This window comes from Streptomyces winkii (assembly GCF_032248595.1).
In the GTDB taxonomy this organism is placed as follows: Bacteria; Actinomycetota; Actinomycetes; order Streptomycetales; family Streptomycetaceae; genus Streptomyces; species Streptomyces winkii.
In genome coordinates, this window is record NZ_JASTTH010000009.1 from 230,171 (window position 1) to 249,120 (window position 18,950).

The 18,950-nt window shown below is 72.8% G+C and carries 14 protein-coding genes; 5 read left to right on the forward strand and 9 right to left on the reverse strand.

Annotated elements, in window-relative coordinates; genetic code table 11:
- Nucleotides 1-148: 148 nt before the first annotated feature.
- From QQM67_RS26495 to QQM67_RS26525, 7 genes are all read right to left on the reverse strand, one after another.
- Nucleotides 149-2,767: a beta-glucosidase family protein gene (locus tag QQM67_RS26495; RefSeq protein ID WP_314177193.1), complete on the reverse strand. Its 2,619-nt coding sequence runs from the start codon at nt 2,765-2,767 to the stop codon at nt 149-151.
- Nucleotides 2,764-3,303, reverse strand: coding sequence for a histidine phosphatase family protein (locus QQM67_RS26500; RefSeq protein WP_314177195.1), 540 nt, complete (start codon nt 3,301-3,303; stop codon nt 2,764-2,766). Before QQM67_RS26500 ends, QQM67_RS26495 begins: the two co-directional genes overlap by 4 nt.
- 94 nt (nt 3,304-3,397) lie before the next feature.
- Nucleotides 3,398-4,396, reverse strand: coding sequence for a ketol-acid reductoisomerase (ilvC, locus tag QQM67_RS26505; RefSeq protein WP_314177198.1), 999 nt, complete (start codon nt 4,394-4,396; stop codon nt 3,398-3,400).
- 255 nt (nt 4,397-4,651) lie between these two features.
- Nucleotides 4,652-5,176, reverse strand: a complete 525-nt coding sequence (ilvN, locus tag QQM67_RS26510; RefSeq protein ID WP_314177200.1) for an acetolactate synthase small subunit — start codon at nt 5,174-5,176, stop codon at nt 4,652-4,654.
- A gap of 40 nt (nt 5,177-5,216) precedes the next feature.
- Entirely contained in the window at nt 5,217-7,085 is a 1,869-nt protein-coding gene (locus tag QQM67_RS26515; protein ID WP_314177202.1) for an acetolactate synthase large subunit, read from the reverse strand.
- Between the two features lie 237 nt (nt 7,086-7,322).
- Nucleotides 7,323-10,601, reverse strand: coding sequence for a putative bifunctional diguanylate cyclase/phosphodiesterase (locus tag QQM67_RS26520; protein WP_314177204.1), 3,279 nt, complete (start codon nt 10,599-10,601; stop codon nt 7,323-7,325).
- A gap of 591 nt (nt 10,602-11,192) precedes the next feature.
- On the reverse strand, nt 11,193-12,182 hold the full coding sequence (locus QQM67_RS26525) for a 2-hydroxyacid dehydrogenase (RefSeq protein WP_314177206.1): 990 nt from the start codon (nt 12,180-12,182) through the stop codon (nt 11,193-11,195).
- Nucleotides 12,183-12,311: 129 nt separating this feature from the next.
- Between QQM67_RS26525 and QQM67_RS26530 the strand changes: the two genes are divergently transcribed.
- The 4 genes from QQM67_RS26530 (at nt 12,312) to QQM67_RS26545 (ending at nt 15,248) form a co-directional block, all read left to right on the forward strand.
- Entirely contained in the window at nt 12,312-13,316 is a 1,005-nt protein-coding gene (locus QQM67_RS26530) for an aldo/keto reductase (protein ID WP_314177208.1), read from the forward strand.
- Nucleotides 13,317-13,472: 156 nt separating this feature from the next.
- The gene (locus QQM67_RS26535) at nt 13,473-14,636 is read left to right on the forward strand and encodes a PQQ-dependent sugar dehydrogenase (protein ID WP_314177210.1); all 1,164 of its coding nucleotides are present in this window, start codon (nt 13,473-13,475) and stop codon (nt 14,634-14,636) included.
- An 89-nt stretch (nt 14,637-14,725) separates the two neighbouring features.
- Nucleotides 14,726-14,995 (forward strand): DUF6191 domain-containing protein, encoded by a 270-nt coding sequence (locus tag QQM67_RS26540; RefSeq protein ID WP_314177212.1) that lies wholly within the window; start codon nt 14,726-14,728, stop codon nt 14,993-14,995.
- A 4-nt stretch (nt 14,996-14,999) separates the two neighbouring features.
- The gene (locus QQM67_RS26545) at nt 15,000-15,248 is read left to right on the forward strand and encodes a DUF6191 domain-containing protein (RefSeq protein ID WP_314177213.1); all 249 of its coding nucleotides are present in this window, start codon (nt 15,000-15,002) and stop codon (nt 15,246-15,248) included.
- Between the two features lie 141 nt (nt 15,249-15,389).
- Here the strand turns inward: QQM67_RS26545 and QQM67_RS26550 are convergent, their stop codons facing one another.
- Nucleotides 15,390-18,503 carry a helix-turn-helix transcriptional regulator gene (locus QQM67_RS26550; RefSeq protein ID WP_314177215.1) on the reverse strand — a complete coding sequence of 1,038 codons (3,114 nt, stop codon included), beginning with the start codon at nt 18,501-18,503 and terminating at the stop codon, nt 15,390-15,392.
- Here QQM67_RS26550 and QQM67_RS26555 point away from each other — a divergent pair.
- Complete coding sequence (locus QQM67_RS26555) at nt 18,484-18,669, forward strand: hypothetical protein (protein ID WP_314177217.1); 186 nt, start codon at nt 18,484-18,486, stop codon at nt 18,667-18,669. The genes QQM67_RS26550 and QQM67_RS26555 overlap by 20 nt on opposite strands.
- Here QQM67_RS26555 and QQM67_RS26560 read toward each other — a convergent pair.
- Nucleotides 18,656-18,820 (reverse strand): hypothetical protein, encoded by a 165-nt coding sequence (locus tag QQM67_RS26560; protein ID WP_314177219.1) that lies wholly within the window; start codon nt 18,818-18,820, stop codon nt 18,656-18,658. The two genes, QQM67_RS26555 and QQM67_RS26560, sit on opposite strands and share 14 nt — an antisense overlap.
- Nucleotides 18,821-18,950: the final 130 nt, after the last annotated feature.

An 18,950-nucleotide genomic window follows, 5' to 3' on the forward strand; every position in this document is an offset into this window, starting at 1 on the left:
TAGCTACGTACGCGCGGTGCGGGCTGCCCCTCCCCGTAAACGATCAACCGCGGCACCGGCCGCGGACGGGGCGCACCGTGTACGGGGCGGCGGACGGGCGCCGCCGCGCGCACACCGCGGCCGGCCGCACGCCCGGCGGCCCGGCGTCTCACTCACCGGCGGAAGCGGCGGGCGCGGCAGGACCGGCGGTCACGCTCACCTCGCCCCGTACGTCGCGGCTGGAGTGCGCCACGAGGAGGCGGTACTCGCCCGCCGGAGTACGCCAGCAGTGCGCCGCCTCGTCCCACACCTGGAAGGCGCGCGGCTCGACGGCGACGCTCGCCCGTACGGTCTCGCCCGGCGCCGCCGTGACGAGGGAGAAGCCCGCGAGCCAGCGCAGCGGCCGGCGCGGACCGTCCGCCGCACCCCCGGACTCGCGCGGGGGCTCCAGATAGACCTGCACGACCTCGCGGGAGGGCCGGTCGCCGGTGTTGCGGACGGGGACGGTCACCTCCAGCGGCCGGTCCTCGCGCCAGGGCCCGGCGGCCGGCTCGCCGTAGGACCAGTCCGCGTAGCCCAGGCCGTAGCCGAACTCGCGGGCCGGGGTGCGCCCGAGGCGGTCCCAGCCGCGGTGGCCCACGTCGAGGTCCTCGGTGTAGTCGATCACGCCGTCGCGGGGGACGCCGTCGGGCACGGGGACGTCGCCGGCAGCTGCCGGAAGGGTCCAGGGCAGCCGCCCGGACGGCTCGCACGCACCGGCCAGCACATCGGCGAGGGAGCCGCCTGCCTCCTGGCCCGGCAGCCACCACCACAGCACGGCCGGTACGTCCTCCAGCCACGGCAGCAGCACGGGCGCACCCGCGTTCACCACGACGACCGTACGGGGGTTAGCTTCCGCGACGCGGCGCACCAACTCGTGCTGGCGGCCCGGCAGTCCGAGGTCCTTACGGTCCCAGCCCTCGGACTCCGCCTCGGGGTTGGTGCCCACGACGACGACCGCCGTCTCCGCCCGGCGGGCCGCCGCGACGGCCTCCTCGATCTCCGCGTCGGGGCCGGGCTCCGGCGGCAGATGGCGCAGCTCCAGCCGGGCGAAGCGGCCGAACGACCCGATGTCGACGACCTGCACCGTCGCCGCGACCGTCACGTCCAGGCCGGACTCGTCGACGGTGACGCGGCGCACATGGCCCTCGGGGTGACCGGCCGAGGCGTCGAGCAGGACCTCCTCGGCGACCTTGTGGGTGCTCTCACTGAGCAGCGCGCCGTCGATCTCGACGCGGTGGGCGCCGACGGGCGCGACCTCCAGCAGATGCTCACCGGGCCCGTCGAGCCGCAGGCGGGCCTGGGCCCGTACGGAGGCGGCGCCGGCGGGCAGCCCGCGCAGCGTGCCGTCCCAGGGAGCGGTGCGGGTCAGGGCGGACAGCTGTGCGCCGTCGGCGTCGTGGACGGTCAGCTCGACGGTGCCGCCGGCCAGGGCGCCCGGCTCGACGAGCGGTGCGTGGCGCAGCGTGCGTCCGCCGCGGTGCGCGGTGATCTCCGCCGACGGGAAGGCCTCGCGCAGCGCGTCGAGAGGGCGGCTCTCGTGGGGCGGGGTGACGTGGGCGCTGCCGCCGCCCTGGACGAACGGGTCGAGTGCGTTGGCCCCGATCAGCGCGATGCTGGAGGTGTCGGGCCGCAGCGGCAGCAGGCCGTCCTCGTTGCGCAGTACGACCGTGGCGCGGGCGGCCACGTGGCGCAACAGCGCCCGGGTGGCGGGCTGTTGGCCGGACGGCCGTTCTTCGGCGGAGGCCGGCGGCGTGCCCTCGTCGGGGTCGGACAGCGCGCCCACGCGGGCCGCGAGCCGCAGGATGCGGCGCACCTTGTCGTCGACGTCCGCCTGGGGCACGCGACCGGAGCGTACGGCTTCGAGCAGGGCGCCGGAGTCGGCCCAGGGGCCGCCGGGGCCGGGCATGACGAGATCGAGCCCGTTGCGCGCGGCGGCGACGGTGCTCTTGGTGGCCAGCCAGTCGCTGACCACGACGCCGTCGAACTCCCATTCCTCCTTGAGCAGTCGGCGCAGCAGCCAGCGGTGCTCGGTCGCGGGCGCGGCCTGGGCTCCTCGCTCCTCTCCCGGGCCGTCCTGGGGTGACTCCATGCCGGCCACGTCGAGGCCGTTGTAGGCGGCCATGACCATCCACACCCCGGCGTCCTTCACGACCCGCTCGAACGGTGCGAGATACACCTCGCGGAGCGCTCGGACGCTCAACCGCGAGCGGTAGACGGTGCGTTCGGTCTCGGAGTCGTTGGCGACGAAGTGCTTGACGCACGCGCCCACGCCCTCACGCTGCACGGCCGCGACGTACGGGACGGCCATGCGCCCGCTGAGCAGCGGATCCTCGGAGAAGCACTCGAAGTGCCGCCCCGCGACCGGCGTCCGCTGGAGGTTGACCACCGGAGCGAGTACGACGTCGGCGCTCTTCGCGCGCGCCTCGGCCGCCGCGAGCGCGCCCGACTCGGCGGCCAGCCCCTCGTCCCATGTGGCGGCGAGGGCGGAGGGCGCCGGCATCTGCGCCGACGTGGTGGGGGCAAGTCCCCTGCCGCGTACGCCGATCGGCCCGTCGGAGAGCGTGAGTGCGCGCAGCCCGGCGGGCGGCAGCGGATACAGCATCCAGTCGGTCTCACCGGTGAGCACTTGCACACGCTCTTCGAGGCTCAACCGCCCCACCAGCGCGTCGAGTCGGTCGTCCGCCGGCTCAACTGTCCCCTTGCGGGACGGCTGGCCGGACGGAGCGGGACGGCCCGCGACGGTCATCGACTGCTCCCGTTGGACGTCGTTGCGGCACCTCGCCGCCTCACCGCAGGCATCCTCCCCCACGGCACCCGTCCGAACCACGCCCGTGAACTCGTAGGCCCGGGCGCCGGGCGGCACCGCGCAGTGATCTCAGACGTCGATCTCGCGCGGCAGGCCGGTCCGGCGAAGGCCGCGAGCGCCCGCCGGGCCCGCTCCGGGCCGTCCTCGCGCTCCCCGGCGGGCAGCCGCGCGATGCGGTCGAGCATGAAGCCGGCTGCCTCCGCGGGGAGTTCGTCTCTCCCCGGCACGTGCGGAACGTAGTCCCCGGCCTCCTCCGACCGCCGCACGGGCACGCCGTCGAGCTGCGCGCCGATCAGGCCCGCGGTCTCCTCGGCTCGCGGAAGCGGCCCGTGGGAGATCGCGGCGAGGGGGCTGCGGCGCAGCCGGTCACCGAGCAGTACGGCCTGGCGGCGGCCCGTCTCCGTCAGCCGTCCGTGATCCGGCGAGGCCTCCGCGTGCCGCGCGAGGTAGAGGTAGCGGGCGGCTGTGCCCGTCATGGCCGGCGTCCTTCTGCACGGCGCGGCGCGGGGCGCAGCCGGCACGCTGTGCCGGGACCGCGCCCCGCCGAGTCCGGGTCGATCCTCAGAACGCTTACGCGTCCTCGTCGACCCAGCTCATCAGCTTGCGCAGCTTGCGGCCGGTGGTCTCCAGCAGGTGGTCGTTCGCGGCCTTCTTGTACTCGTTGTACCTGGGCAGGCCCGCGTTGTACTCCTGCATCCACTTGTTGGCGAAGCTGCCGTCCTGGATGTCGTCGAGCAGCTTGCGCATCTCGGCCTTGACCTGGTCGTTGATGATGCGCGGGCCGCTGACGTAGTCGCCCCACTCGGCGGTCTCGGAGACGGACCAGCGCATCTTCTCCAGGCCGCCCTCGTACATGAGGTCCACGATCAGCTTCAGCTCGTGGAGGCACTCGAAGTACGCGATCTCCGGCTGGTAGCCCGCCTCGACGAGCGTCTCGAAGCCCGCCTTCACCAGCGCGGACGTGCCACCGCACAGGACCGCCTGCTCGCCGAAGAGGTCCGTCTCGGTCTCCTCGGTGAAGGTGGTCTTGATGACGCCGGCACGGGTGCCGCCGATGGCCTTGGCGTAGGAGAGAGTCAGCCCGAACGCCCGCCCCGTCGCGTCCTGTTCGACGGCCGCGATACACGGAACGCCGCGGCCCTCCTCGAACTGGCGCCGCACCAGGTGACCGGGGCCCTTCGGGGCGACCATGCACACGTCGACGTTGCCCGGGGGCTTGATGAAGCCGTAGCGGATGTTGAGGCCGTGCCCGAAGAAGATGGCGTCGCCGTCCTTGAGGTTCGGGGCGACGGACTCCTGGTAGACCCTGGCCTGGATGGGGTCCGGCACCAGGATCATGATCACGTCGGCCTCGGCGGAGGCCTCGGCGGGCGTGGTCACCTTCAGTCCCTGCTCCTCGGCCTTGGAGCGGGACTTGGAGCCCTCGTGCAGGCCCACCCGCACATCGACGCCGGAGTCGCGGAGGGACAGCGCGTGGGCGTGGCCCTGGCTGCCGAAGCCGAGAACCGCCACCTTGCGGCCCTGGATGATGGACAGGTCGGCGTCGTCGTCGTAGAACAGCTCGGCCACTTGGGAAATCTCCTCTTTCGGGTCCGGGGGCTCCCCCGGGGTCGTTCTGAAGCGGTTGATTCTGGAGCGGTTGATCCTGAAGGGGGTCGTACTGAAGCGGGTCGGTTCTGACGTGATTGTCCTGAAGAGGTGGGTTCTTCAGTCGGTCCGAAGGGGCCGGCCCGCCCAACCTACGTCGGCGGGACGGCGCCGGCGGCGCGGGGTCACCGGCCGGACGGCGCCGTGTACGTACGCGCCCGCGGGCGGGCGCTCCCCTTAAGCGGACCTGTCCAGCGCGCGCAGGCTCCGGTCGGTGATGGAGCGTGCGCCGCGCCCGACGGCGATCGTCCCCGACTGCACCAGCTCCTTGATGCCGTACGGCTCCAGCATCTTGAGCATGGCGTCGAGCTTGTCGCTGCTGCCGGTGGCTTCGATGGTGACGGCCTCCGGCGAGACGTCCACGGTCTTGGCGCGGAAGAGCGAGACGATCTCGATGATCTGGGAGCGCGCCTCGTTGTCGGCACGGACCTTCACCAGAACGAGTTCACGCTGGACGGCCGAGGCCGGATCCAGCTCAACGATCTTGAGAACGTTGACCAGTTTGTTGAGCTGCTTGGTGACCTGCTCCAGCGGCAGATCCTCCACGTTCACGACGATCGTGATGCGCGAGATCTCCGGGTGCTCGGTCACGCCGACGGCGAGCGAGTCGATGTTGAAGCCGCGGCGGGAGAACAGCGCGGCGATCCGGGCGAGGATGCCGGGGGTGTTCTCCACCAGGACGGAGAGCGTGTGCTTGGACATTCGTCGTTCCTTCTCCTGAGCTTCCTTCAGCTGCCGGGCTTCACTCTTCGTCGTCGCCGAAGTCGGGACGGACGCCGCGCGCCGCCATGACTTCGTCGTTGGAGGTGCCTGCGGCCACCATCGGCCAGACCATCGCGTCCTCGTGGACGATGAAGTCGACGACGACCGGACGGTCGTTGATCGCGTTGGCCTTCTCGATCACCGAGTCCAGCTCGTCCGGGTCCTCGCAGCGGATGCCGACGCAGCCCATCGCCTCGGCCAGCTTCACGAAGTCCGGGCAGCGCGTGCCCTTGTTGGGCTGCTGCGCGTCCTCGTCACCGGGGCCGGTGTGCAGCTTCGTGTTGGAGTAGCGCTGGTTGTAGAAGAGCGTCTGCCACTGGCGGACCATGCCCAGCGCACCGTTGTTGATGATCGCGACCTTGATCGGCACCCCGTTCAGCGCGGCGGTGGCCAGCTCCTGGTTGGTCATCTGGAAGCAGCCGTCGCCGTCGATCGCCCAGACCGTGCTCTGCGGCTTGCCGACCTTGGCGCCGAGCGCCGCGGGAACGGCATAGCCCATGGTGCCCAGGCCGCCGGAGTTCAGCCACGTCGCCGGCCGCTCGTAGTCGATGTAGTGCGCCGCCCACATCTGGTGCTGGCCGACGCCGGCCGCGTAGACCGTGTCCTCCGGGGCGAGTTCACCGATGCGCTGGATGACCTGCTGCGGCGAGAGGCTGCCGTCGTCGGGCAGGTCGTATCCGAGCGGGTACGTCTCGCGCCAGCGATCGAGCTGCTTCCACCAGTCCGGGTATCCGGCCGAGGCGGCGCTGGAGGCGGGCGCCTCGCCCAGCTCGGCCTGCACCGCCACCACCAGGTCGGCGATGACCTCGCGGGCGTCGCCCACGATCGGCACGTCGGCAGCACGGTTCTTGCCGATCTCGGCGGGGTCGATGTCGGCGTGCACGATCTTGGCGAGCGGTGCGAAGGAGTCGAGCTTGCCGGTCACCCGGTCGTCGAACCGCGCGCCGAGCGCGACGATCAAGTCGGCCTTCTGGAGGGACGTGACGGCCGCCACGCTGCCGTGCATGCCGGGCATGCCCAGGTGCTGCGGATGGCTGTCGGGGAAGGAGCCGATCGCCATCAGCGTGGTGGTCACGGGGGCCTTGGTCAGCTCGGCGAGGATCTTCAGCTCGGCCGTGGCCTGCGCCTTGATCACGCCGCCGCCGACGTACAGGACGGGCCGGCGCGCCTCGGCGATCAGCTTCGCGGCCTCGCGGATCTGCTTGGCGTGCGGCTTCGTCACCGGGCGGTAGCCGGGCAGATCGCAGACCGGCGGCCAGCTGAAGGTCGTGCGGCCTTGCAGGGCGTCCTTCGCGATGTCGACGACCACCGGGCCGGGACGGCCGGTCGAGGCGATGTGGAACGCCTCGGCGATGGTCCGCGGGATCTCGTCCGGGTCGGTGACGAGGAAGTTGTGCTTGGTGACCGGCATGGAGATGCCGCAGATGTCGGCCTCCTGGAACGCGTCCGTCCCGATCGCCCCGGAGGCGACCTGGCCTGTGATCGCGACCAGCGGCACGGAGTCCATGTGCGCGTCCGCGAGGGGTGTGACGAGGTTGGTGGCGCCGGGGCCCGAGGTGGCCATGCACACTCCGACCTTGCCCGTGGCCTGCGCGTACCCGGTGGCCGCGTGCCCGGCACCCTGCTCGTGCCGCACCAGGACGTGGCGGACGCGGGCGGAGTCCATCATCGGGTCGTACGCCGGAAGGATCGCCCCGCCCGGAATGCCGAATACGGTGTCGGCGCCGACCTCCTCAAGAGAACGGATGAGGGACTGGGCGCCCGTCATCGCGGCCGGCGCGGCCTTCTGCTGTCCGACGGTGCGGGCCCGCGGCTGGGGTTTGGGAGCCGCGGTGGACTGCTCGGTCATCGGTGATCTCTTCTCGGAGAGTGAGGTTGACGCTCGTTTTGTGCGGTTGGTGCGGAGTGGCGGAGCTTGTGCTCAAGCGCTGGTGCAACAAAAAACCCCTCGTGCCGTGAGGCAAGCGAGGGGAGCGCGCCGCTGTGATCGCGGGTCCGGTCGGGGACCCGGTCAGCCGACGCGCTTTCCAAGTACGAGAATTCGGGTGCGCATGACACAGACCCTCCCCCGCCACTACTTTCCGTGTCAAGTGGGTGGGACACGCGTCTCAGCATGCGAACGCGGTGCCGGGGGGCGTGTGACCGGTTCCACTTTCTCCCGCATGTCCCCCGAGACCAGCCACGGCGGCATGTTGTCGCGACGCTCCTGCAACCGTACGGGCAGGGCTCCGGCGACCACGACCGAACGGCTGCCGCCACGGGAGCCGGAGGCGTGGCCGCCTCTGCCGCCCGCCTGGGCGGCGGCTCCCGGCGCACCGGACGGGCCCGACGCACCCGTGCGCCCGCGCCCGGAGACGCCCCGCGCGGGCGTGTGCTCCTCGGGCACGGGCATGGTCCCGCGCGAGAGCGCGTGCCGTAAGCGGTGCTCGTCGAGCGGCCCGGAGAAGACCAGGCCCTGGCCGTGAGTGCAGCCCATCTCCCGCAGCTTGACGGCCTGTTCGGGCAGATCGACCCCTTCGGCGACCGACATCAGGCCGAGATCGCCCGCGATGCGCAGCAGCCCTCTGGTGATCTTCCGCTGTCGCGCGGAATCCACGACTCCTTCGACGAGGCAGCGTTCGAGTCTCACGATGTCCACGGGCAGCCGCCGCAGGGCGGACACCCCGAGCGGACCGCTGCCGAAGCCGTCCAGGGCGGTGCGGACGCCGAGGCGGTGCAGCGCGCTCAGCCTCGCCTCAAGCTCGTCCAGAGCGACCGGGCCGTCGGCCCCCGTGAGTTCCAGGATCAGCGAACCTGGCGGCAGCTCCTGCCGCCCCAGTACGGCCTCCAGGGTGCGGCAGCCCAGTGCGGGCTCCGTGAGGCAGGCCGCGGGCAGCCGTACGGAGACAGGGACGGGGAAGCCCGCGCCGTGCCGCGCGACCGCCTGCTGCACCGCCTCCCTCAGCAGCCGGTGGCCCGTCTCGGCGGCTCTGCCGGCCGGGACCTCGCCGGCGGACGGACCGCCGGCACTCGCGTCGCCTGTGCGCGGGTCGCCCGCATCCGCGTCGTACCCGTTGGGTTCCCGGGTGCTCGCGTCCTGCGCCCCCGGATCTCTTCCGTCGCCGCCCGCATCCCCGGTCCGCCCGCGCAGATACTCGGCCGGGGTGAACAGGACGCCCTGCGCCGAGCTCCTCCGTGGATGGGCCGTGACCGCCGAGATCTTGCCCCCGGCGAGTTCGACCACGGGCTGGTGGAGCAGCGTGAACTCGCCGCCCCGCTGCGGAGGGACCGCCGTCACGGCACCCTGCTCGGCCCCGCCGGTCTCCCCCGGCTCTCCGGGCTCGCCGGTCCTTGGCGCTCCGCCCGCTCCGCGGGAACCCGCGGCCGACGGCACCCCCTGCGCCCGCTGCGCATGCGCCCGGTGCGTGCCCTGCGCCCCGTCCTGCGTCCGCGGCGCGTACAGCTCGACCCTCGCCTTGCCCGCCTGCTTGGCGCGGTACATCGCGAGGTCCGCGTTGCGCATCAGCGTCGTGGGCGAGATGCCGGGCTCCGCGAAGGCGATGCCGATCGACGCCGCGACCCGTACCTCCCTGCCCTCCACGCGGTAGGGCTCGGAGAGCGTCATGCGCAGCCGGTCGGCGATCTCGTGGATGCGCAGCTCGCGTTCGCCCTCGGCGTGGGTGCTCGGGTTGCCGTCGCCGAGGATGAGGACCGCGAACTCGTCGCCGCCGAGACGGGCCGCCGTGTCGCCCGCCCTGACCGATTCCTGGAGCCGGCGGGCGGCGGCCACGAGCAGCTCGTCGCCGCCCTGGTGGCCGACGCTGTCGTTGACCGCCTTGAAGCCGTCGAGGTCGATGAAGAGCACGGCGTGCTCGCTGTCACCGCCGCGGCGGCCGACCAGGGCCCTGCGCACGCGCTCCGTGAACAGGGCCCGGTTGGGCAGGTCGGTGAGCGGGTCGTGCGAGGCGTTGTGCTGCAACTGGGCCTGGAGCCGCACGCGTTCGGTCACGTCACGGCTGTTGAAGATCAGGCCGCTGCGGTAGCGGTTCACCGTCGACTCGACGTTCAGCCAGTGCCCGCGGCCGTGCCGGAAGCGGCACTCGATCCGCGTGGACGGCTCCTGCTGCGGCGGCGTCGCGAGGAAGCGGCGCAGCTCGTGCAGCACCCGGGCGAGATCCTCGGGGTGGATGAGCGAGGCGAGCTCGGAGCCGATCAGAGCGTCGCCGTCACGCCCGTACACCCCTGCCGCCGCGGGCGAGACGTAGCGCAGCATCCCCGTGGGCGAGGCGATCATGATGACGTCGCTGGACCCCTGGACCAGGGAGCGGAAGTGGTTCTCCTTCTGGGCCAGTTCCTGGGTGAGGCTGATGTTGTCCAGCAGCATGATGCCCTGCCGCACGACGAGGGCGAGCACCACCGTGCAGGCCGTGAAGAGCACGACACGGTCGATCTCGCGGCCCGAGACCGCGTTGTACAGGATGCCCAACGTGCAGACGGCGGCGGCAAGATACGGCGAGAGCGCGGTCAGCGAGCCCGCGATCGGACGGCTGGTGCCCTCGCCGTCCGGCAGCGCCTCGCGCTCGGGCGAGGCGGCGACGGCGGCAGCCGCGCGCCGGCGCACCGCCGGAGAGCCCTGCGCGGACTCCCGCTCGCCCTTGACCCACGGCGCGTACGCGAGCAGCAGCGAGCCCGCGAACCACCCCGCGTCGAGCAACTGCCCCGAGGTGTAGTGCTCGCGGAGCAGCGGCGAGGTGAACAGCGCGTCGCACAGCACGGTCAGCGCCAGGGCGCCGATGGCCGTGTTGATCGCCGAACGGTGCGCGGCGGAGCGCCTGAAGTGCAGCGCCAGCACCATGCTCACGAGAACGATGTCGAGCAGCGGGTAGGCGAGGTTGAGCGCCGCCTCGGAGACCGAGCCGCCTTCCCAGTACGCGGTGTGCACCAGCGCGAGGGACCAGGAGATCGTGAGCAGCGAGCCGCCGATCAGCCACGAGTCGAGGCCCAGGCAGACCCAACCGGCGCGGGTGACGGGCCTCTTGGCCAGCACGAGCAGGCCGATGATGGCGGGCGGGGCGAAGAGCAGGAAGCAGAAGTCGGCGGCGGAGGGGTGCGGCACGGGCTCGTGCAGCACCACCTCGTACCACCCCCAGACCGCGTTGCCCGCGGCCGCCATCAGGGACGAGAGGCCGAACAGCAGCCACGCGGGGCCCAGTTGGGTGCCCCGATGCGCGCGGGCGTAGTGCACGCAGGAGGCGGCGGCGAGCAGCCCGGCGGCGCTCAGCCCGAAGTCGCCCATGAACAGCGACACTTGCTCGGAGCCCCAGCCGAACGCCGCGCCGATCGCATAGCCCCCGCAGAGGAGGACGAGCAGCAACTGCGGGAGCACACTCGACGACCTCGCGCCCCCCGGCCCGGACTGATCTCCGCCCCCGCCGGGCACAACCGGGCCCCGGCTGACGGCCGTTGGGGCCGGTGCCGCGACCCCCGACGGCCTGCCGCCCGCCGGTGCCTCGCCGCCGTGCGGTGCCCCCGGCCGCGTCGCGGGCGGGGCGAAGGCGGGCGCACCGGCCGGGGCCCGCACGATGCCCTGGCGCGTGGCGGCGCCCCCGGCCGTCATCGGGTGCCCCTGTGGGACGGACGCTTCTCGTACTTCCGGGCCGCGTGGACGCGGCACAGGCGCACGGGTGCGGCCGCGTTCCGGCCCCGCTGCGGGACCGTCCGACGGCAACGTGTCCGTGGTGTATGACGCTTCGTCCACCGGCAGTTCGTCCATTGACCGCGCATTCGCCCGTCGCCCCCCTCGTGTCCGGGTTCGCCCCCTCTTGGACGATACACCAGAACAGTCACAGAGGGACATAGTCTCGATACAGAACGTGACGACCAGGGACGTTGTGGATACACCGAGCGCTCGTACGCCTCCGGAGCGTGTTTTCAGGGCCCGTTGGGCACCTTCGCGGCGGCTCTCAGACGCCCGGGATCACTCGGCGACGGCCACCGTGTGCTCCAGCGGTTCGCCCCGCGCCCAGCGGCCGAGCTGATCACGCAACAGCCGCTTCGCGCGCGGCAGGAAGGCGGTCGTCGGACCGCCGACGTGCGGGGTGATCAGCACGCCGGGAGCGTGCCAGAGAGGGTGCCCCGCGGGCAGCGGTTCGGGGTCGGTGACGTCGAGCGCCGCGCGCAGCCGGCCCGATTCCACCTCCGGCAGAAGGGACTTGGTGTCCACGACTCCGCCGCGTGCGACGTTGACGAGCAGCGCGCCGTCCTTCATCCGGGAGAGGAACCCGGCGCCCGCGAGCCCCCGCGTCTCCTCGGTGAGGGGCGTGCAGAGGATCACCACGTCGGCGTGCGGCAGGAGTTGGGGGAGGCGCTCGAGTGCGTGCACGGGCCCGCGCTCCGCGGCGCGCGCCGTACGGGCCACCCGTGTCACCTCCTCGACCTCGAAGGGGACGAGCCGTTCCTCCACGGCCGAACCGATCGCTCCGTAGCCGACGATGAGCACGGACTTGTCGGCGAGCGCGTCGTAGACGCCGGGGCTCCACTCCTCCGCGTCCTGTGCGCGTACGAACGTGGGCAGGCGGCGCAGCGCGGCGAGTGTGAGCGCGAGGGCCAGCTCCGCCGTCGACGCGTCGTGCACCCCGCGGGCGTTGCACAGCAGCGTCCCGGCGGGCAGATCCGGCAGCGCTCCGGCGACGTGGTCTATCCCCGCCGTGAGCGTCTGCACGACGCGCAGCCTCGGCATCTCGGCCAGCGGGCGCACGGCCACGGCCTGGCCCTTCATGTACGGGACGACGTAGAAGCAGCAGCGCGCCGGGTCGGCGGGGAACTCCTCGTCGCCGTCCCAGAAGTGGTACGTGAAGTCGTCCGGGAGCCCGTCGATCTGGGCGGGCGGGATGGGCAGCCAGACGTCTGTGGCGGCCTGCGCCGCCGAAGGTGTCCCCGATTCCTGAGGTGCCGGTGAGGGTGCCATGGTCAGAGGCTAGTTGCTCACGGGCCTCCCGCCGGAACAGGTCCGGAAGGGGTGACGGACGGAGCCCCGCCGGACACCGCGTCGGGCAGGCGTTAGTTTGGGGGGCCTTCAGAGGGGAGTCGGGTCCAGGTGGAGCGCAGGACGATCGGTGCGGCAGCGCTCGAAGTGGGTGCGATCGGCCTCGGCTGCATGCCGATGAGCTGGGCGTACTCCACGTCCGAGCAGAGCGGCGAGGAGTCGCTGCGCGCGGTTCACGCCGCGCTGGACCGGGGCATGACGCTGCTGGACACGGCCGACATGTACGGGCCGTTCACCAACGAGCTGCTGATCGGCCGGGTCCTCAAGGAGCGCCGTGAGGACGCCTTCCTCTCCACGAAGTGCGGGCTGCTCGTGGGCGAGCAGCACATCGTGGCCAACGGCCGCCCCGGCTATGTGAAAAGGGCGTGCGACGCCTCGCTGCGCCGTCTTCAGACCGACCGCATCGACCTCTACCAGCTGCACCGCGTCGACCCCGAGGTCCCCGTCGAGGAGACCTGGGGCGCCATGTCCGAACTGGTCACCGAGGGCAAGGTCCGCGCGCTGGGCTTCTGTGCCGTCGGCGCTCGGGCGGATCACAGGAACCGCGACCCGGCCACCGGGATACACGCCACGACGATCCGGCAGCTGGAGCGCGTCCAGGGCGTCTTCCCCGTCAGCGGCGTGCAGGCGGAGCTGGCCGTCTGGTCGCGGGAGGCGCTGGAGGCGCTGCTGCCGTGGTGCATTTCGCACGGTGTGGGGTTCATGGCCGCGATGCCGCTGGGCAACGGCTACTTGAGCGGTGCCCTCACGCCTGGCGGCGGCTTCGAGGAGGACGACATGCGCGCCCGGCATCCGCGCTTCACCGCGGAGATGATGGCCGCCAACCAGCCCGTCGTGGCGGGCCTCCGCCGCGTCGCGGAGCGGCACGGCGAGGCGACGCCCGCTCAGGTGGCGCTCGCGTGGCTGCTCGCGCAGGGGCGGCAGGTGATCCCGGTGCCGGGCACGAAGAAGGAGCGCTGGGTCGTGGAGAACGGGGCCGCCGCGGATCTGACGCTCACGCCCGCCGACATGGCGGAGCTGGGCGCGCTGCCCGCCGCCCGCGGCTCGTGGGAGTAGTCCCGACCCGTTCTCGGGGCCCCCGCGGGAGGGCCGCGTGCGCGCATCCGTACGGGATCTACCGCTGGGCCCGGCGGCACAGTTGCGGATGTGGTGTGCTGACTTCACCGCTCACACAGTGACCTGAGCACACACCGACACCGGGAGGCGCTGACCGTGCGAAGCCGCTATCTGCCGTCCGTACGAGCCGCCGCGGCGGGGCTCGTCGCCCTGGCGCTGCTGACCGCGGGCTGCTCCGACGACTCGGGCGGGCCGTCCGGCGAGAAGTCCGAACCCCCGTCGCCGAGCGCGGAGTCCGGGCCGAACGCGACGGCGTCGGCCGCGCCCGCGAAGGGCTCGGTGAAGGTCGAGCGCACCGTCACCACGCGGCTGAAGTCGCCCTGGGGGCTGGCCCCGATCCCCGGCGGCGGCCTGCTCGTGTCCCAGCGCGACGACGGCAAGATCCTCCGCGTCGACGAGCGCAGCGGCAGGAAGACCGAACTCGGCACCGTGCCGGGCGTGCAGGCCAGCGGCGAGGGCGGGCTGCTCGGCATCGCCGTACCGCCCGACAACGCCAAGATGGTCTACGCGTATCTGACAACGGCGTCCGACAACCGCATCGTGCGCATGCTCTACGACCCGGACAAGCCCTCCGGCGAACAGCTCGGCGCCCCCGACACGATCATCAAGGGCATCCCGAAGGGGGAGATCCACAACGGCGGCCGCATCGCGTTCGGCCCCGACAAGATGCTCTACGCCGGTACGGGCGAGTCCGGGCAGGGCGGCTTGGCGCAGGACAAGAAGTCGCTCGGCGGCAAGATCCTCCGCATGACCCCGGACGGCGAACCTCCCGGGCAGGGCAACCCCGAGTCCGGCTCGGTCTACTACAGCTACGGCCACCGCAACGTGCAGGGCATCGCCTGGGACCGCGACGACCGGCTGTGGGCAAGCGAGTTCGGGCAGAACACCTGGGACGAGCTGAACCTCATCCGTCCCGGCAAGAACTACGGCTGGCCCGAGGCCGAGGGGCGCACCGGCAAGTCCGGGTTCATCGACCCGATCGAGCAGTGGCGTACGGCCGAGGCCTCTCCCAGCGGCATCGCCATCGTCAAGGGCTCGGTGTGGATGGCGGGCCTGCGCGGGGAGCGGCTGTGGCGCATCCCGCTCAAGGGCACGGCGCCGGCGGCCGATCCGCAGGCGTTCCTGGAGGGCAAGTACGGGCGGCTGCGCACGGTCGTCGCGGACGGCAGCGGCGGCCTGTGGCTCATGACCAGCGAGACGGACGGACGAGGAGGTCCGGAAAGCGGCGACGACCGTATCCTGAAGCTGAAGGTGAGCTAGGGCCTCCCCGGCGTACCGGGGCGGACGCACCGGCGGACGGACCGGCGGACGGACCGGCGGACGGGGGTGGGGAGGACGGGCGGAGGACGATGTTCAACCTGATCGAGGAGCTCTTCTCCCCGGGCCGCCGGCACACCGACGACGAACGCCGGCGGCTGGAGCACACGCGGGTCGAGGAGGGCAGCAACGATCCGGGGCACGGGCCGATCGACCTCACCTCGGGCCACGTGCTGATCCGCCCGCCGGAGCAGCGGGCCGCGGACACGGACACGGTCGCCTCCGCGAACACGGAGACGGACACTCAAACAGCCACGGGCACGGGCGCGGGCACCGACCAGGACGCCGACGGGAGCCGGTGAGGACATGGACATAGCAGGCGGCATCTTCCTTCCCAGCCAGCAGCACGCCGAGCACGAGCAGCAGCGGCTGGAGCACACCTACGTCATCGAGGGCACCCATGAACCGGGCTGCGGCCCCGTGGACCTCGGCTCGGGCAAGATCGTCATCGCGCTCCAGGAGCAGCACGCGATACTCCCGGCACGGCCGAAGATCGAAGAGGAGTCCGACGCGGACGACTCGGGCGACGGCGGCGGCCCGCCGGACCTCCCGTGACTCCGGCCTGAATCTCCCCTGGAACCGCGCCGGTTGCGGCCCGGTTCGCCCCGGCGCCCCTGCACGGCAGACCTGCAAGGCACCGTCCTTCCCGGCGCCGCTCGTCGTGCGGCGGTCGCGACGACCGTGGGGGCCGGCCGCTCAGCCCGCCGCAGGCCGTGTGCCCGCGTCCGTGAGCAAGCGCAGCCGGTGGGCCATCGCCGCCGCCTCGCCGCGCCCGCCCACACCCAGCTTCGCCAGGATGTTGGACACGTGCACGCTCGCCGTCTTGGGCGAGATGAACAGCTGATCCGCTATCTGCCGGTTGCTGCGGCCCGCGGCCACGAGGTTGAGCACGTCACGCTCCCGCTGCGTCAGGCCGAAGGCGTCCGCGGGCTCCTCCGCCTGCCCGTTGTCCGGACGCGCGCCCGCCGCCGCCACCGGTGCCACCGGCAGCCGCGCCCGCAGGGCGAGTTGCTCGATCTCGGTACGCAGCGGCTGCGCCCCGAGCCGGACCGCGACCGTGTGCGCCGCCGCCAGCAGCTCGTTCGCGCGCTCGCGCGCCTCCCGGCCGGCCGCGCCGTCCTCCAGCAGCGACTCCGCCCAGCGCTGACGGGCGAGGGCCAGGTGGTAGGGACGCTCCAGCGCCTCGAAGGCCTCGGTCACCGCCTGCCAGTCTCCGGGTGCCGCACGGCCCTCGGCTCGCGCCGTCTCCGCCGCGACGAGCGCCGAGTGCGCCTTCCAGACCGGTGCGGGGTGCGGCAGACGGCGGGCCGCGGTCCGCAGCTCCTCCAGCACCTCGGCACGGCCCTCGTCGGCGGCGGGAAGACCGCGCAGACCCGCCTCGTGCACGGCTGCCGCGTGCAGCAGCGGCCAGGCGTAGCGGTGCGTGCCCGGCGCGAAGCCCGCCTCGATCGCCGCTCTCAGCTCAGCCCGTACGCCCGCGAAGTGGCCGCGGCCCGCGGCCACTTCCAGCGCGAAGTGGCGCAGCTGGACCGCGGCGTTCACCGATGCCGCGTGGCTGCCCATCACCTCGCGCGCCGCCGCCCGCGCGGACTCCAGGGCCTCCAGATCGCCGCGCCCGAGCTGGATGTGGGCTCTCATCAGGGCGGCGAAGCCCCTGGTCTCCGCGGTGCGCGCCGCGGCCGCCGCCTCCTCCGTGATCCGGGCCGCCTCCGCCCACTCCCCCATCGCGTACAGCGACTCGGCCTGGTTGCCCAGCGCGAAGCCGCACATGTCCGGGCGGCCGTGCTTCGCCGCGCTCTCCGCCGCGCGGACGGCTGCGGCGACCGCCTCGCTGGAGCGGCCCATGGACTCCAGCTCGGTGGCGATGTTGATGTCCGCCCGGCCGACGACCCCGAACGCCCCCGCCTCCAGGGCCTGGTCGCGTGCCCGGGCCATCTCGGCGATGCCCGCGTCCAGATCCCCGGACTCGGCCATGAGGATGCCGAGGGTGACGCGCGCCTGGAGCTCGATCGTGGTGGCACCGACGACACGGGCCAGCTCGACGGCCCGTACGGCGACGCTCATCGCGTCGGGCCCAGGCCGGTGCATCATGCCCCAGGCCGCCGCGCCCGCCAGGACGTCCGCGTGGACGGCCGACGGCGGCAGGCCGCGGACGAGCTCCTGCGCGCGACCGATCTCGTCCCACCCGTCGCCGCGGCCCAGAGCCTCGACGGTCTTGGAGCGGCTTACCCAGAACCAGGCCGCGCGCAGCGGATCGGACTTCTCGTCCAGCAGGTCGAGGGCGCGCTTGGTCAGGGCGAGCGCACGCTCGCCGTCGCCGCCGGTGCGGGCGGCGACGACGGCTTCGGCCAGCAGGTCCATGAACGACAGGGACTCCGCGGCCGGTTCCTCCGGGCAGCCGCGCGGACGGGGATAGACCTCCGCCTCGTCCATGGGGCGCAGCCGCTCCCGCACCTCCGCGGGCACCTCGTGCCAGAGCTCGACGGCACGCTCCAGCAGCTGGTGCTGCTCCGCGTACGCGTGTCTGCGGCGCGCCTCGACGGCCGCCGCGAGCACGGCCGGCAGCGCCTTGGCGGAGTCGCGGCCGTGGTACCAGTAGTACGCGAGGCGCGCCGTGCACTGCTCGGACCGGACGAGCGAGGGGCCGGCCTCAAGGGCCTTCGCATAGCGGCGGTTGAGGGCCGCGGCCTCGCCCGGCAGCAGATCCTCGCCGACAGCCTCGCGGAGCAGGGCGTGGCGGAAGCGGTAGCCCTCGCCGTCGTCGGTCGGCAAAAGCACATTGGCGCCGACGGCCGCGCGCAGCGCCTCCAGCAGCTCGGGCTCCGGCAGTTCGCAGACGGCGGCCAGCAGCCGGTGCTCGACGGCGGAGCCGCCTTGAGCGGCGATCCTCAGCACCTGCTGTGTGCGTTCGGGAAGCGCTTCGACGCGCACCAGCAGCAGATCGCGCAGGGAGTCGCTGATACCGCAGGTGGCGCAGCTGGCGGTGAGCTCCTCGACGAAGAACGGGTTTCCCTCGGAGCGTTCGAAGACGACCCGGGCCAGCTCCGGATCCGGCTCGGGCACGCCCTGTATCCCCGCTATCTGCGCGTGCACCTCCACGCGCGAGAGCCGGGGCAGCTCGATGCGGCGGACGCTGCGCAGCCTGTCGAGCTCCGCAAGGAAGGGGCGCAGCGGGTGGCGGCGGTGGATGTCGTCCGACCGGTACGTCGCGAGCAGGATCAGCCGGGATGTGTGCACCGAGCGGTAGAGATAGCCGAGGAGTTCGCGGGTCGACCGGTCCGCCCAGTGCAGATCCTCCAGGGCGATCACGACCGTACGGCCCGTGGCCAGCCGCTCCAGCAGCTGTGCGGTCAGCTCGAAGAGCCGGACACGGCCGTCCTCCTCGTCGAACGCCTCGGAGCGCGACGCCCCGGGGGTGCCGGGCGCGGGCGCGAGGTCCGGCAGGAGCCGGGCCAGCTCCGCCTCCCTGCCTGCGACGGCGGCGGCCAGCTCCGCCTCGCCCAGGGCGCGGTGCAGTCCGCGCAGCGCCGTGGCGAAGGGCGCGAACGGCAGCCCGTCGGCGCCCAGTTCGAGACAGCCGCCGACGGCCGCGGTGGCTCCGGCGGCGCGGGCGGCGGTGAGGAACTCCTCCAGCAGGCGGCTCTTCCCGACGCCTGCCTCGCCGCCCAGCAGCAGCGCCTGCGGCTCGCCCGCGCCGGCGCGGGCGAGCGCATCGGTGAGCAGCGAGAGCTCCTCGCTACGGCCGACGAAAACCGGGCTGACGGTGGACTGGCTGGGCACGTCGCCCAGCATGGCACCTGCCACCGACATCGCGTCAGCCGATATTTCCGGCGATGTCTCCGGCCGCGGCTCCGGCGGCGGCTCCGGTGATGTCGCGGGCGGCATCTCCGGCAGAGTCTCCGACGGCGGCTCCGGCCGCGGCTCCCATAACGCGACGACCGGAGACGGCGCCGGCACCCGGTTCACGCCGACCTGAGCCAGAACCGCCGTGCCCGCCGCGCCTGGCGGACGGGCGCCTCCCTGTTCTGCTGGGCGCTCTCGCTGAACTCGCGGGCGCGGCGTTCGGCCGCCGCCTTCTGCCGCATCTCCGCGATGCGCAGGAACCCCGCCTCGTGGCCGTAGTACATCTCGGACTCCCCTGTGATGAGTGGTTCGACTGCTTTCCGCTGCCTCAACACTCGTCTCCCAGGGGGTGCCGCCACATCGGGCACCTGCCCGGTCTTGCGGCGGCAGGGGGCCTTAGACGCCGGGTGGGAC

What these genes read in the sequence shown, in the direction of transcription:
- QQM67_RS26495 (WP_314177193.1), bottom strand. Translation starts at nt 2,767, where the DNA reads ATGACCGTCGCGGGCCGTCCCGCTCCGTCCGGCCAGCCGTCCCGCAAG.
- QQM67_RS26500 (WP_314177195.1), bottom strand. Translation starts at nt 3,303, where the DNA reads ATGACGGGCACAGCCGCCCGCTACCTCTACCTCGCGCGGCACGCGGAG.
- ilvN (WP_314177200.1), bottom strand. Translation starts at nt 5,176, where the DNA reads ATGTCCAAGCACACGCTCTCCGTCCTGGTGGAGAACACCCCCGGCATC.
- QQM67_RS26515 (WP_314177202.1), bottom strand. Translation starts at nt 7,085, where the DNA reads ATGACCGAGCAGTCCACCGCGGCTCCCAAACCCCAGCCGCGGGCCCGC.
- QQM67_RS26525 (WP_314177206.1), bottom strand. Translation starts at nt 12,182, where the DNA reads ATGGCACCCTCACCGGCACCTCAGGAATCGGGGACACCTTCGGCGGCG.
- QQM67_RS26540 (WP_314177212.1), top strand. Translation starts at nt 14,726, where the DNA reads ATGTTCAACCTGATCGAGGAGCTCTTCTCCCCGGGCCGCCGGCACACC.
- QQM67_RS26545 (WP_314177213.1), top strand. Translation starts at nt 15,000, where the DNA reads ATGGACATAGCAGGCGGCATCTTCCTTCCCAGCCAGCAGCACGCCGAG.
- QQM67_RS26555 (WP_314177217.1), top strand. Translation starts at nt 18,484, where the DNA reads ATGGCACCTGCCACCGACATCGCGTCAGCCGATATTTCCGGCGATGTC.
- QQM67_RS26550 (WP_314177215.1), bottom strand. Translation starts at nt 18,503, where the DNA reads ATGTCGGTGGCAGGTGCCATGCTGGGCGACGTGCCCAGCCAGTCCACC.
- QQM67_RS26560 (WP_314177219.1), bottom strand. Translation starts at nt 18,820, where the DNA reads ATGTACTACGGCCACGAGGCGGGGTTCCTGCGCATCGCGGAGATGCGG.